Below are 13,534 nucleotides of genomic sequence, written 5' to 3' on the forward strand. Positions count from 1 at the left end.
CTCGTGGCCACCACGCGGTCCCGCACGACCCCCTGGCGATCCTTCGGCGGCGTACGCATCGACGGCCTGCTGTCACACGCCTTCCTCAAGGCCTACGCATGGACGCTGGACTTCGACAGGGGACAGTACGTGTTCCGAGACCGCTGACCCGCCCACGGCCCGGGTTGATGGACGAGCTGCGCGCCCGGCTGCGCCGCACCTGGCCCGCCGGCGTCCCCGTCCTGAGCGAGGCGGCGGAGATGATCGCCGCCTACCTCGCCGGTGAGCGGGACCTGGGCCGCCTCGACGCCGCCGCCGACATCGACACCCTCGCGTTCACGCTGATCGGGGCCGGGCACATGCTGTTCGCCGACCGGCAGGGCGCCCCGCCCGGCGCCGAGGCCGTCCGCAAGACGGTCACCTCCGTCGTCGCCGGCGCGCTCACGCCATAGCCCCCCGGACGGACCCGACCCGGCTGGCGGGGTCAGCCCGGCGCGGCCCGCGTGCCCGGCCAGATCGGGTAGTCGACATAGCCGCGGGCCCCGCCGCCGTAACGGGCGTCGGCGTCGTCGGCGGCCGGCTCCTGCCCCAGCGCGAACCGGGACACCAGATCGGGATTGGCGATGAACAGCCCCGCGAACGACACCGCGTCGGCGATCCCCGCCTCCACCACCGCGTTGCCGGACTCCCGCCCGAAACCGTGGTTGGCGATCAGCGGGCCGCCGAACAGCTTGCGGAACCGGGCGAACTCATCGACATCCGGGACCGCGCCCGGGCCCGACGGCGCCCGCCCCCGCAGGTGGAGATACGCCAGCGGGCGCCGGTCCAGCCCGGCCACCACCGCCTCGAAACCCGCCAGGGACTCCTCGTCGGCGGTATAGGCGTAGGGGGCCTCCCGCGCCGGGACACGGCCCCGGTCGCGGGACGTCCAGTACGGCGACAGCCGCACCCCCACCCGCCGCCCCTCCCACACCGCGGTCACCGCGTCGACGACCTCCAGCAGCAACCGCGCGCGGTCGGCGCCGTAGGCGTCGCGGCGGCGGTTCAGCCGCGGGTTCAAAAACTGCGCCAGCAGATACGTGCCGTTCGCGGCGATCTCCACCCCGTCGAACCCCGCACGGCGCGCGTTCGCCGCCGCCGCCCCATAGGCGGCGACCGCCCGGGCGATGTCGGCGCCGCTCATCTCCCGCGGCGTGACAGTGTCCTTGAAACCGCCGGGCGTCCAGCACACCTCACCCGGGTCGATCGGGGACGGCCCGGCAGGCGCCGCACCGCCCAGAAGGTCGGGATGGGAGTTCGCGCCGGCGTGCCACAACTGCAAGACGATCCGCCCGCCCAGCGCGTGCACCACATCGGTGACCCGCCGCCACCCGGCGACCTGCCCCTCGGTGACGATCCCCGGCACGCCCGGGAACCCGATCGCGTCCTGGCTCACCCACGCCGCCTCCGCGACGATCAGCCCCGCGGTGGCACGCTGCCCGTAGTACACGGCGTGCAGGTCCGTGGGCACCAGACCCGGACCGCACGCCCGCGCCCGCGTCATCGGCGCCATCACCACCCGGTTCGGCAACCGCAGATCCCCCACCCGCACCGGGGTCAGCAGCGGGGTCAGCAGCGGCTGCCCGCCACCGATATCCTGCTCGTATCGGATCATCGGCCTGTCTCCCTGTCGCACCGTCCAACGGATGTCCACCCCGCAGACGCACCCCGACCAGGAAAGGTGACCGATGAACGAACACGGCCCGCTGGCCGACCAGTTCCAGGCGCACCGCAGGCAACTGCGCGCGGTCGCCTACCGCATGCTCGGCTCTGCCGCGGAGGCCGACGACGCCGTCCAAGAGACCTGGCTGCGCCTGGCCCGCACCGACCCCACCGGCATCGACAGCCTCGAGGCATGGCTGCGCACCGTCGTGTCCCGGCTGTGCCTGGACATGCTGCGCGCCCGCACCGCCCGCCGCGAGGACCCCTACGGCCAGCACCCGCCCACCCGCACCGCAGGCGGCGACCCCGAACACGAAGCCGAACTGATCGACCAGATCGGACGCGCCATGCTCGTCGTGCTCGACACCCTCAGCCCCAACGAACGCGTCGCGTTCGTCCTGCACGACGTATTCGCCGTACCGTTCACCGAGATCGCCACCATCGTCGACCGCACCCCCGCCACCGCCAAAAAACTCGCCAGCCGCGCCCGGCACCGCGTCCGCGGCGCCGCCTTCGTCTACGACGGCACCATCGACGTCGCTTCCAGCTGCTCGCCCTGATCTGGCTTCTGGGGTTTCTGTGGCGCCTCTCGATCACTTACTGGTACCTGACGCTGCCCACTGTCGCCGTGATCGCCTTCGGCGCTGACCGTTACTGGCGGTCGCTGTGGGCCGCCGAACTGGAGCGCCGAGAAAGGGTCACGTCTTACAGCCTGACGTTCGAGCAGATGCGGGAATTGCACTGGCGCGACTTCGAGATCGCAATCGTGCACCTGATGCGCCGCGACGGGATCACCGCAGAGCACACTGGCAAGACCGGCGACTTTCTCCGGTGATATCATCGGCTACGACAGCGCACTCGGCGAACGCTGGATGGTCCAGGTCAAGCACTACAACTCAAACAACAAGGTCAAGTCCTACGACGTCCAGAAGGTCGCAGGTGCCGCCTGGCACATCTACCAGGCTCGGTTGAAGCTCGTCGTCACTACCAGGGGCTACACCCGTGACGCTCGGACCTTTTCCGCCAAAGCCGGGATCCACCTCGTCGACAAGGTCGCCCTCATCCGCTGGGCCACCGACGGCATTCACCTACACGACGTTCTCGGTATCACTGCGGATGCCCGGTATAGAACTGCCAGCTGACCGTTAGCAACCTGGGTACGGGGTCCACGTATCTGTGATATACCCCTACCAGGCATGAACCCGCGCTACAGCCTTCTTACCGATGCGAGCGCCAAGCACAGCTCCGACGAGCCGCCCGAGATAACCGTCTGCTTTTCTGCGTGATCGATAGTTTTCCGTACCGACGCCCCCGGCCGCCCCACGCCATTGAGAGGCCCTCACGGGCCACAGTCTGCAACACAATCGATTAACCCTGCGCGCGCCGATAGCGCGCCGGTGGCGGTGATGTGGTGTGGGTTTATTGGGCGTGTCGGTCCTCGGACACACACCGACCGCGCATGTGGGGAGCTCCGGGATCACACGGGCCTCCACTACGTGTTTTTGGGGATAATAGGTCATCGTCAGGCCCAACTGCTTGTAGAGGTCGGCCTTGACGTCCTTGATCCTGGCGCGATCTGCGAAAGCAGCAGATGCGCTGCCGGTTGCACGGCCCCAGGGCGGGCAGTTTCGTCTTGAGCGTTTGTTGCCGGCCGGTCAGCGCCAGCGCCGGAAGCAGCACTACTCCGAACGCCTCCACCAATGCCTGCCGGTCCGCTGTGCCTCCGGTTGCGAGATGCCCGGCGGATGCCAGCCCGGCGCATACGGCAGGAAAAACCCGCCGCGCGCACCCAGGACCACCATTCCACGCTGATCCACCTTCTCCGGGAATCGCAGGCCGACTATATCCACGCGGTTGCACACCGACCAGATCCGCCGCGGTTCATGACACGAAAGCGGTCGTATTTCGGGTCTTCGAGATCTCCTACGGCGCCAGCGTCTGACTGGAAGGGCACTCGGTGCTGCCCTTTGCACTGCCCTCGGCGACATTCGCTCACCCACATCGGGTGGTGGATGGTGAGGTGAGGCTCATCATCGAGAGGTAGCCCGTGCTAGCACAGACACGGCTGGGCAAGCAGGACAGCGCGCGATGTCCTCGCCCTGTCCTTCCTTCGGGCGGCGGCGCGGCCCACCGGGTCGGCGTCGGCTCCGCCGGCCGGGGGTGTGCGGCGAGAAGCTCCGCGGTGGCAGCCCTGGTGAACCAGCAGACGGTTGTTGCCCCGGTTGCGGTCTCGGGCCCGCTGTCCAGCGTGCTGCGGTGCGCAATGTCCTGCGCTCCTCCGGAGGATCGGCTGTGGGCGAGCTGGGCCAACACCGGGGCACTGACGTCAGCGAGGTGCCCATCGAAGACGGCGAAGTCCGCTCCTACGGCCCACCCGCCCTGCTCAGACGGGGGGACCAGGTAGCGGGCGGCTCGCGCTTTCACCGTTCACGCGGGGCAGCGGCCCCGGATTGCTCACATTGGGGGCAGCTGATGGCTCGGTATCCGACGACTCCGCATCGTTCGAGTGATCTTGTCGAGGCGGCCCGCGTCCTGGCCGGCCTCGATCCGGATGGCACCGCATTCCAATACGCCCCCGACGGCCGCACGGTCACCGACCGGCTCACGCGGGACGGCTTGGACCGGCGTGCCCGCGCCGTGGCGGCCGCGCTTCAGGCGGCCGGCGTCGCACCGGGAGACCGGGTGCTCCTGCTGACCGGCCCCGGGCCGGAGTTCGTGGCGGGTCTCTACGGCTGCCTCTACGCCGGCGTGTGCGCGGTCCCTTGCCCGCCGCCGCGGGCGGGGCGCCGCCGCGACCGGCTGGCGTCGGTGGCCGCCGACGCGCGGCCCGCAGCCGTCCTCGCCACCGGCGGCGCGGATCCTGGGCTGGACGTCCCGGTCCTGCTCATCGAGGACGCCGCCGACACCGGGTCCTGGCGGCCGTGCCCGGTCCGGCCGGACACGCCGGCCTTGCTCCAGTACACCTCGGGGTCGACCAGCACGCCGAAGGGCGTCATGATCACGCACGAGAACCTGGTCGCCAACATCGAGATGATCCTTGGTCCGGCGTGCCTCGACACGCTGGAAGCGCCGCTCAGCATGGTGTCGTGGTTGCCTGTCCATCATGACATGGGGCTTGTCGGGTGCCTGCTGACGCCGCTGTTCAGCGGTGGTACCGCGACCCTGATGCCACCCGAGGCGTTCCTGCAGGACCCTGCCTGCTGGCTCCGGCTGATCGGCGAGTCCGAGATCCCCGTCTCCAGCGCCGTGCCGAACTTCGCGCTGGACATGTGCGTGGACCGTACCTCCCCGGAGCAGCTCGCGGACCTGCGGTTGGATCATTGGCGCAGGCTGGTCTGCGGTGCCGAGCCGGTGCGCGCCGCTTCTGTGGAGCGGTTCGTCCGCCATCTGCGTCCGCTGGGGTTCCGGCCGGAGGCACTGCTGCCCGCCTACGGTCTGGCCGAGGCGACACTGCTCGTGACGGTCGACGGCCGCGGACCCCGCACGCTGCGTGCCGACCCGGCCGGTCTGGAACGGGGCCGGCTGACGCCCGTGCCCACAGGCGGTGGTATCGAGCTCGTCTCCTGTGGCGCTCCGCCCGCCGGATGCCATCTCGCCATCGTCGACACCGAGGGGGGTCGATGCCCCGATGGCGTGGTCGGCGAGATCTGGGTGAGCGGCGAGCACGTCACGCAGGGCTACTGGGGCGGCGCGCCTAGCCCGCACAGCACCATGAAGGATGACGTGGAGCGACGCGCGTGGTTGCGTACCGGTGACCTGGGAGTCGTCCGCGACGGCGCGCTGTACGTGACCGGTCGCCGCAAGGATCTGATCATCGTGGACGGCCGCAACCTGCACCCGCACGACATCGAGCTGACCGCCGGGCGCGACGCCCCGATGGCCCGTCCGGGGCTCAGCGCCGCGTTCTCGGTCCCCGTGGACGGCGTGGAGCGGCTGGTGGTCGTCCGCGCGCTCGACCCGAGGATCCGGGCGGACGACACCGAGGCGTTGAACGGCGCCGCCGAACGCGTCCGCCGGGCGGTCATCGAAGAGCACGACGTAGAGCCGCACGCCGTGGTGCTGGTGCGTGCCAGGGAGATCGAGCTGACCACCAGCGGAAAGGTGCGGCGGCAAGAGATGCGCCGCCGCCACCTCGCCGGTGAGCTGCGGGGGGTGCACGTCCACACCGCGGCGGAGCGCGCCGGGGGCCGGTCGCCCGATCTGCGGACGCTGCTCGGCCTGGCCGCCGGCTCCCGCCGCGGGGCGGTGGAGGCGTGGCTGCGTGAGCGCGCCGCCGCGCTCGCGAACGCCCAGGCGTGGGAGATCGATCCGGACCTGCCACTGCCGGCCTCCGGACTGGACTCGCAGCGCGTTGCCCGGCTGCGCGCCGAGATCCTCGACGCCACCGGGTTCGCCGTCCGGGCCGACGTCGACAGCCTGCGGGCGCTGGTCGACGCCGTCGTCGCCGGGCTCGACGGCCCGTCCGCCGACGATGCGCCGGACACGCCGTCCCTCGTCCCGGCACCGGACGAGCGGCACGAGCCGTTCCCGCTCACCGACCTCCAGCATGCCTACCTCGTGGGACGCGGTCCTGGGCAGGAGTACGGCGGGGTCGCGGCGCACGCCTACCTGGAGGTCGACGCGGATGACCTCGACCTGGGGCGCCTGGAAGCGGCATGGCGGCGGCTGGTCGCCCGGCACGACATGATGCGCGCCGTGGTAACCGCGGACGACCGCCAGCGAACCCCCGAGCCCGCGGCAGCGGAGCCGGGCGGCTTCGACCGGTTCGATCTGCGCGGGATTCCGCCCGAAGAGGTACGGGCCGCACTGGACCACGAGGTCCCCTCGCCGTACGAGGGGCCCATGCACCGCATCGCCGTCAGCCGCCTGCCGGACGGGCACGTCCGGTTGCACCTGAGTGTCGACCTGCTGGTCGCCGACCTGTGGAGCCTGTACGTGCTGTCGCAGGAGTGCCGGCGGCTCTATGAGGATCCTGGCAGTGACCTGCCCGAGCTCGATCTCGGCTTCCGGGACTGGGTGATCGCCGAGCGGTCTCCCCGTCCCGAGGACGTCGCCTACTGGCGGGACCGGATGCCGACCCTGCCGCCTGGGCCACAACTGCCCGTCCTGCCGTGGCGACCCGGCGAACCGGCCCGCTTCACTCGCCGGGAACACCGGATCGACTCCGCGGAGTGGGCCCGGCTGGTGAACCTTGCGCAGGCCCACGGCGTGACGCCTTCCACGGCTCTCCTGGCCGCCTACAGCACCGTGCTCGGTGTCTGGAGCCGGAGCCCCCGTTTCGCAGTCAACGTCACGCTGTTCAACCGTCCGGACGCGCATCCGGGGATCGCCGGCGTAGTCGGTGACTTCACGTCGGTTGACCCGCTCGAGGTGGATTGCGCGGCACCCGGGCGCTTCGCCGAGCACGCCCTGAACGTTCAACGCCGCCTCTGGCAGGACTTGGAGCACTCTTCGTACTCCGGTCTCCAGGTGATGCGGGACCTGGCACGCCGTGACGGCGTGCAGGGCCGCGCCATCCTCCCGTGCGTCTTCACCAGCGGTCTCGGCGTCGGCGTCGGTGACGGTGAGCCTCCGTTCGCGTGGCTGGGACACGCCGTCCACGGGATCTCCCAGACGCCGCAGGTGTTGCTGGACCACCAGGTCTTCGAGGACGGCGGCGGCGCGCTGCTGATCTGGGACGCCGCAGGTGACTACTTCGCACCCGGGGTCCTGGACGACATGTTCGCGGCATACCGCCTCCTGCTGGAGGAACTGGCCGCAGGCCGCAGCCGCTGGGACGGGCCGCCCAGCGTGCCGGTCCCAGCGCATCAGGCCGAGACGCGTGCCCGGGTGAACGACACCGGCGGGCCGGTGCCCGCGGGGACGCTGCCCGACGCGGTGTTCGCCCGCGCCGCCGAACGGCCCGGCGCCACGGCCGTCATCGCCCCCGACCGGACCCTCGCCTACGGCGAGCTGGCCGACCGGGCCGAGAGCCTCGCCGCGGACCTGAGCGCGGCGGGCATCGGACGCGGCGACGTCGTCGCGGTCGCCATGCCCAAGGGGTGGCGCCAGGTCGTCGCCGTCCTCGCGGCGGCCCGGATCGGCGCCATCTATCTCCCGGTGGATCCCGGCCTGCCGGAAGAGCGGCAGCGGTGGCTGGTGGATTCAGCGGGGGCCGCCCTGGTCCTGCACGAGGTCCCGGACGAGCCGGGCCCTGCGCGCGGCCCCCGGCCCGCGCTCGGGGACGCCCGACCCCGCCCCGAGGACGTGGCGTACATCCTCTACACCTCGGGCTCGACCGGGACGCCCAAGGGTGTGGCGGTCGGTCACCGGGCGGCGCTCAACACCTGCGCCGACATCGTGGAACGGTTCGCCATCGGGCCGGACGACCGGGTCCTGGGCGTCTCCTCGCTGAGCTTCGACCTGTCGGTCTTCGACACCTTCGGCATCCTGGGAGCAGGCGCCACGCTCGTCCTGCCCGATCCCGGACGCCGCGCCGACCCCGCCCACTGGACGGACCTCGCGGACAAGTACGGCGTCACGGTATGGAACTCCGTCCCCGCGCTGATGGAACTGGTGGTCGACCACGTCGAGCGCGGGGGCTCACCCAGAACGCTGCCGTTGCGCCGAGTGCTGCTGTCGGGGGACTGGATCCCGCTGTCGTTGCCGGATCGATTGCGTGCGCTGGCGCCGGGCGCGCAGGTCGTCAGTCTGGGCGGGGCGACAGAGGCGGGGATCTGGTCGATCGCGTATCCGATCGAGCGGGTGGACCCGGCGTGGGAGTCGATTCCGTACGGCCGCCCGTTGCGCAATCAGTGGTTCGAGGTCCTCAACGAGCAGTTGGAGCCGTGCCCGACCTGGGTCACCGGCGAATTGTTCATCGGTGGTACGAGCCTGGCGGACGGGTACTGGCGGGACCCGGAGCGCACCGGCGCGCGATTCATCACCCGTCCGGGCAGCGAGCATCGCCTGTACCGCACCGGTGACCTGGGCCGGTACCTGCCTGATAGCACCATCCAGTTCCTGGGGCGCCGCGACCATCAGGTCAAGATCGGCGGCCACCGCATCGAACCCGGTGAGATCGAGCACACACTCCGCACCGGCCCCGGCGTCGGGGAGGCCGTGGTGATCGCCCATGGGGAACGGCATCGCCGGCGGCTCGCCGCGTTCGTCACACGCGCCGCGGCCGCCCCCGCCCTGCCGGGCGAGGATGAACTGGACCTGCTCAAAGGCGATCTGGACGGCGTCCTGATCGATCCCGCGGAACGGCTGGAGTTCGCGGCCGGGCGCCCGGGCCTGCGCACCCTGCCCGCCAACGGCGCGATCACACTGCCCGAGGTCGGGACCGCTCCGCGCCGGTCGAGCCACCGCCGGTTCACGTCCGCCCCGGTTGCCCTCGAGGCCCTTTCCCGGGTGCTGGAGGGGCTGCGCGACGGCGAGCGGCACGCCTATGGGTCGGCGGGAGGGCTCTATCCCGTCCAGTTGTACCTCGACGTCGCCGACGACGGTGTGGCCGGTCTTCCCGGAGGTGCCTACCACTACGGCCCGGACGGTCATCGGCTGGTGCCCCTCAGCCATGACGTTCTCCCCGGTCGTCCCGGCTTCACCTCGGTCAACGCGGGACTCGCGGCGGACGCGCCGTTCGCGATCTATCTGGTGGCGCAGTCCCGCGCGATCAGACCGCTCTACGGCGACTTGTGGCGGGACTTCAGCCTGATCGAGACCGGTCTGATCGCCCAGCTCCTGGAGAGTTCCGCACCTGCCGCCGGGCTCGGCCTGTGCCAGGTCGGCCACCCGCGGTTCAGTGCCGATCTGCGGGCCCGCTTCGACCTGGACGACGGGCACGAACCCTTGCACGCGCTGGTCGGCGGCGTCCCGGACACCACCCCGGCGGCCCAGGGCCCGACCCGCGCAGGGCTTCGCAGGCTGCTCGCCGAGCGGCTGCCACCGGCCATGGTCCCGCCGACGATCGTGGTCCTGGACCGGCTGCCGCTGACCTCGAACGGGAAGGTCGACCGAAGGGAGCTGGAACGGCTCGCGGGCGAGACCGGCACCGCGGACGAGACGCTCGTACCGCCCGCCACCGACCTGGAACGGGCGATCGCCGCGGAGGTGGCGGGTGAACTCGGAAGGCACCGGATCAGCGTGACCGACGGATTCTTCGCCATGGGGCTGGACTCGATCATGGCCGCCCGGATCTGCGCCCGGTTGCGCGCCCGGCTGGCCGACGCGCACCTGCCAGGCGCAGACCTCCCGCTGTCGCTGATGTTCGAGGCCCCCAGCGTCCGGGAGCTCGCGGCCCGGCTGGACGCCGGCGCCTACTCGGCTGCGGCGACCGGCGTGGACCTTTCCCGTGCCACCCCGGCCCGATCGGCCGCTCGTGCGGGTGAGTGTCCGCGTCCCCTCCCTTCGACGAAAGAGTGAACACGCCATGAAACGGACCTTGGCGCCAACGCGTCCGGTTGCTGTGCGCATCGCTGAGGAGTTCGACCGGTTCCTGGGCGATCCGCTCGATCCCACCTCACGCCTCTCCCTCCGCACGATCATGCGTGGTGACGAAGCGGCGGAACTCCCGGATGCCGTGACCGAGGCGATGGGGGAATGGGGGTATGCCGCACATCTGGTTCCACGAGACCTCGGCGGTGCTCTCGGATCGCCGGAAACCCTGCTCACGCTATGCAGGACCCTGTCGCGGCGCAGCATGACCGTGGCGGTCGCATTCGGCAGCACGTTCCTGGGCGCGAACCCGATCTGGCTCTGGGGCGATGACGAGCAGAAAGCGTTCGTGGCGGACCAGATCCTCCAGGGCTCCTTCGGAGGCCTGGCGCTCTCGGAGTCCGAACACGGCAGCGACCTGATCGCTACGTCCACCACCGCGTTGCCGACACCCGGAGGTCATGTGCTGCACGGCACGAAGTGGCCAGTCGGGAACGCCTCGCGAGGTTCCTTCCTGGTCGTCTTGGCGAGGACCCGGGCACAGCCGCGGCAGCTCGGCCTTTTCCTGGTCAACAAGAGCCGGCTCGATCCCGCCACCTGGTACAACGAGCCATCAATCCCGACACTGGGGCTTCGCGGGCATGACGTGTCCGGCATCACCTTCCGCGACTGTGCCGTGCCGGCCTCGGCCACGGTCGGTGACGTCTCCGACGGCCTGGGCCACACCGTCAAAGCCCTCCAGATCACCAAGGCGTTCGTCGCTGGACTCTCCTTGGGCGCCGGTGACAGCGCACTCCGCTTTGCGCTGGACTACTCGCGGGAGAGGCGGCTCTACGGGCAGAACGTCTACGCCCTTCCGATCATCCGGCACCAGCTCGTCGAGGCCTACACCGATCTGCTGATCGCCGAGTGCGTGGCCGCTCCGGTGGCGCGGTCTGTGTCACTGGCGCCCGAACGGCTCCCGCTCTGGGCGTCGGTGAGCAAGTACATCGTGCCGTTGCTGGTCGACGACGTCGTGCGTGGAACCTCCGAGGTCCTCGGGGCCCGCTCCTACATCCGCAACGGCGTCTACGACGGTGCGTTCCAGAAGCTCCAGCGAGACCACGCCATCGCGGGCATCTTCGAGGGCACCAAGCAGGTCAACCTCCACATGATCGCGAACCAGCTCCCGGACGTGCGCCGGCTCGCCCTTGGCGGCGCGAGCACGACCGGCGGCACCCCGGCGCTCTTCGAGGCGCTGTTCTCGCGCGTCGCCGACGCGCCCGATTGGAAGCCCGATGGCGACGACCTGCGCATGACCAATCGCGGCCTTGACGAGTTCAGCCAGGGGTGGCCTGCGACCGCCGATGAGATCCACCGCTTGGCCACTCTGGCCGACGCCCCCACCGGACTGCGTGCCATCGGCGCAGCCGTCGACCGCCTCACCGGCGAGTGGCAGCTGCTGTGGTCCGACATCGAGCGAGTGATGGACAGCGGCGACCTCGTCTCCGACCCTGAGGGGTTCCACCTCGCACACCGCTACTGCCTGCTCTTCGCGGCGGCGGCCTGCGCCAACACCTGGCTCGTCAACCGCCACGCGCTGGACGGTTCGTTCCACCGCGGCGAATGGCTCGCGGCATGCCTCCAGCGAACTCTCGTCCGGCTCGGTGCCCTGCGTTACGTGAGCTACGGGCCGGAGGTCGAGCGGATGATGCTGAACTACGGCGTTGCGGGCAACGCGGCGGGCTGACTGTGCAGGGACCTCGCGGCGATGAGGATGGCCCTCGACCACGATCGTGGTCGAGGGCCATGTGTCAGGCGGCGGTTTCGGCCGTGGAGGTCAGGACCGCGCGACCGAGGATGTGGCCGGCCATGGCGAAACCGAGGAAGGCCGGGGTGGCGTCGGCGGGGACACCGATCGAGTCGGTGTCGAGGGCGTGCACCACGACGAAGTAGCGGTGCGGGCCGTGTCCGGCCGGCGGGGCGGCGCCGATGAAGCGGGCCGCGCGAGCGTCGTTGGGCAGTTGGAAGGCGCCGCCGGGCAGGCCCGAGCCGGTGTCGTCGCCGGCGCCTTCGGGCAGCTCGGTGACGGTGGCGGGGATGTCGGCGACCGCCCAGTGCCAGAACCCCGACCCGGTGGGGGCGTCGGGGTCGTAGACGGTGACGGCGTAGCCCTTGGTGCCCTCCGGGGCGCCGCTCCAGGACAGTTGGGGGGAGATGTCCTTGCCGCCGGGAACGCCGGAGGAGAACTGTTCGGGCGGCCAGGCCGCCCCGTCGGCGACGGTGCTGCTGGTCACGGTGAAAGTCGCCGCCTCGGGGAGGCGAGCGAACGGATCGTTGGCGCTCATATCGCGTCGTTCCTTTCAGGTCGTGCCTTGGGCCGGCGGCGGTGCGGTCGTCGGACGGACGGCGGCGCGGCGATGTGTCGCCGTCGCCGCTCGGATCGCCATAGATCGACCATAACATAGATAATCGATTATTTACCGAATCATCTATGCTAATCGTATGAGTCAGACGATCCACTCCTCGACCTCGCCGGGGAGGCAGACGCTCTCCGAGCGGGTCTACGCCTCCCTGCGAAACGCGATCATGCGCGGCGACTACGCCCCCGGTGACGCCCTCAAGCCGCAGGAACTCGCCAACGAACGCGGCGTGAGCCTGGCCGTCGTCCGCGAGGCGCTGGTGCGGGTGGCCGGTGAGGGCCTCGCCGATCGGGTGCCCAACCGCGGCTTCGCCGTGCCGGCCTTCTCCGACGACCGCTGGCAGGAGATCGCGGAGGCCCGCCGGACCATCGAGCCGGTCGTACTGCGCATGTCGATCGAGCGCGGCGACGTCGACTGGGAGGCCCGCGTACGAGCCGCCCACCACCGCCTGGCCCGCACCCCGCCGTACGTGCCAGAGGAGGGCGAGTACTACAGCGACGCCTGGGCCGAAGTCCACCGGGCCTTCCACCGCACCCTGCTGGAAGGGTGCGGCAACCCCGTCCTGCTGGAGACCTTCGACCGGATGTGGACCGCCAGCGAACTGGCACGCCGCTGGTCGGCGCACCGCGTCCCCGACCGGGACGCCGTCGGCGAGCACCGCCGGTTGGAGGAGGCGGCACTCTCCCACGACGCCGACACCGCGGCCGAAGCACTGGCCCAGCACCTCACGCTCACCGCGGCCGGACTGACCCGGCCGCACCCGCCAGGAACCCGCCACGAACGCGCAGAAGAAGCCCGCCCATAGAACGCAAACCGGAGCCCTGGTGAGAACTTCGGACTTGTGCTGGATGGCTCAGCGCCAAGGAAGGCGGGCGTGTTCTGCCAGTCGGAACTCGTGCCCATACCGGACGTGTCCGGTAGCCGTGTTCAGCCGGGACGGTTTCGGTAGTGGTGGACGATCAGCCCGGCGGCGCAGGCCAGGGCGGCCAGCCCGAGCGACACGCCGGCGACCGCGCCCACGCCGGTCCGCCACGCCA

9 protein-coding genes are annotated in these 13,534 nt (G+C 70.8%); 7 read left to right on the top strand and 2 right to left on the bottom strand.

From position 1 onward, the window contains the following. Positions 1-167: 167 nt before the first annotated feature. Complete coding sequence (locus ETD83_RS32000) at positions 168-431, top strand: hypothetical protein (protein WP_205718001.1); 264 nt, start codon at positions 168-170, stop codon at positions 429-431. 32 nt (positions 432-463) lie between these two features. On the opposite strand, the gene ETD83_RS32005 is transcribed toward ETD83_RS32000, so the two are convergent. Next, on the bottom strand, positions 464-1,633 hold the full coding sequence (locus tag ETD83_RS32005; RefSeq protein ID WP_138648942.1) for an alkene reductase: 1,170 nt from the start codon (positions 1,631-1,633) through the stop codon (positions 464-466). 73 nt (positions 1,634-1,706) lie between these two features. Between ETD83_RS32005 and ETD83_RS32010 the strand changes: the two genes are divergently transcribed. The 5 genes from ETD83_RS32010 (at position 1,707) to ETD83_RS32030 (ending at position 11,824) form a co-directional block, all read left to right on the top strand. Continuing rightward, positions 1,707-2,240, top strand: a complete 534-nt coding sequence (locus tag ETD83_RS32010; RefSeq protein ID WP_138648943.1) for a sigma-70 family RNA polymerase sigma factor — start codon at positions 1,707-1,709, stop codon at positions 2,238-2,240. Positions 2,241-2,308: 68 nt separating this feature from the next. After that, the gene (locus ETD83_RS32015; RefSeq protein WP_138648944.1) at positions 2,309-2,515 is read left to right on the top strand and encodes a PDDEXK family nuclease; all 207 of its coding nucleotides are present in this window, start codon (positions 2,309-2,311) and stop codon (positions 2,513-2,515) included. 37 nt (positions 2,516-2,552) lie between these two features. Next, positions 2,553-2,822, top strand: a complete 270-nt coding sequence (locus ETD83_RS32020; protein WP_138648945.1) for a restriction endonuclease — start codon at positions 2,553-2,555, stop codon at positions 2,820-2,822. Between the two features lie 1,330 nt (positions 2,823-4,152). After that, entirely contained in the window at positions 4,153-10,083 is a 5,931-nt protein-coding gene (locus ETD83_RS32025; RefSeq protein ID WP_171064551.1) for a non-ribosomal peptide synthetase, read from the top strand. A 7-nt stretch (positions 10,084-10,090) separates the two neighbouring features. Beyond that, entirely contained in the window at positions 10,091-11,824 is a 1,734-nt protein-coding gene (locus ETD83_RS32030; RefSeq protein ID WP_138648947.1) for an acyl-CoA dehydrogenase family protein, read from the top strand. A gap of 64 nt (positions 11,825-11,888) precedes the next feature. On the opposite strand, the gene ETD83_RS32035 is transcribed toward ETD83_RS32030, so the two are convergent. Further along, positions 11,889-12,422, bottom strand: a complete 534-nt coding sequence (locus ETD83_RS32035; protein WP_138648948.1) for a YbhB/YbcL family Raf kinase inhibitor-like protein — start codon at positions 12,420-12,422, stop codon at positions 11,889-11,891. 157 nt (positions 12,423-12,579) lie between these two features. Here ETD83_RS32035 and ETD83_RS32040 point away from each other — a divergent pair, with 157 nt between their 5' ends. Next, the gene (locus ETD83_RS32040) at positions 12,580-13,302 is read left to right on the top strand and encodes a GntR family transcriptional regulator (RefSeq protein ID WP_138648949.1); all 723 of its coding nucleotides are present in this window, start codon (positions 12,580-12,582) and stop codon (positions 13,300-13,302) included. Positions 13,303-13,534 lie beyond the last annotated feature (232 nt).

The sequence above is a fragment of the Actinomadura soli genome, from assembly GCF_005889715.1.
In the GTDB taxonomy this organism is placed as follows: Bacteria; Actinomycetota; Actinomycetes; order Streptosporangiales; family Streptosporangiaceae; genus Spirillospora; species Spirillospora soli.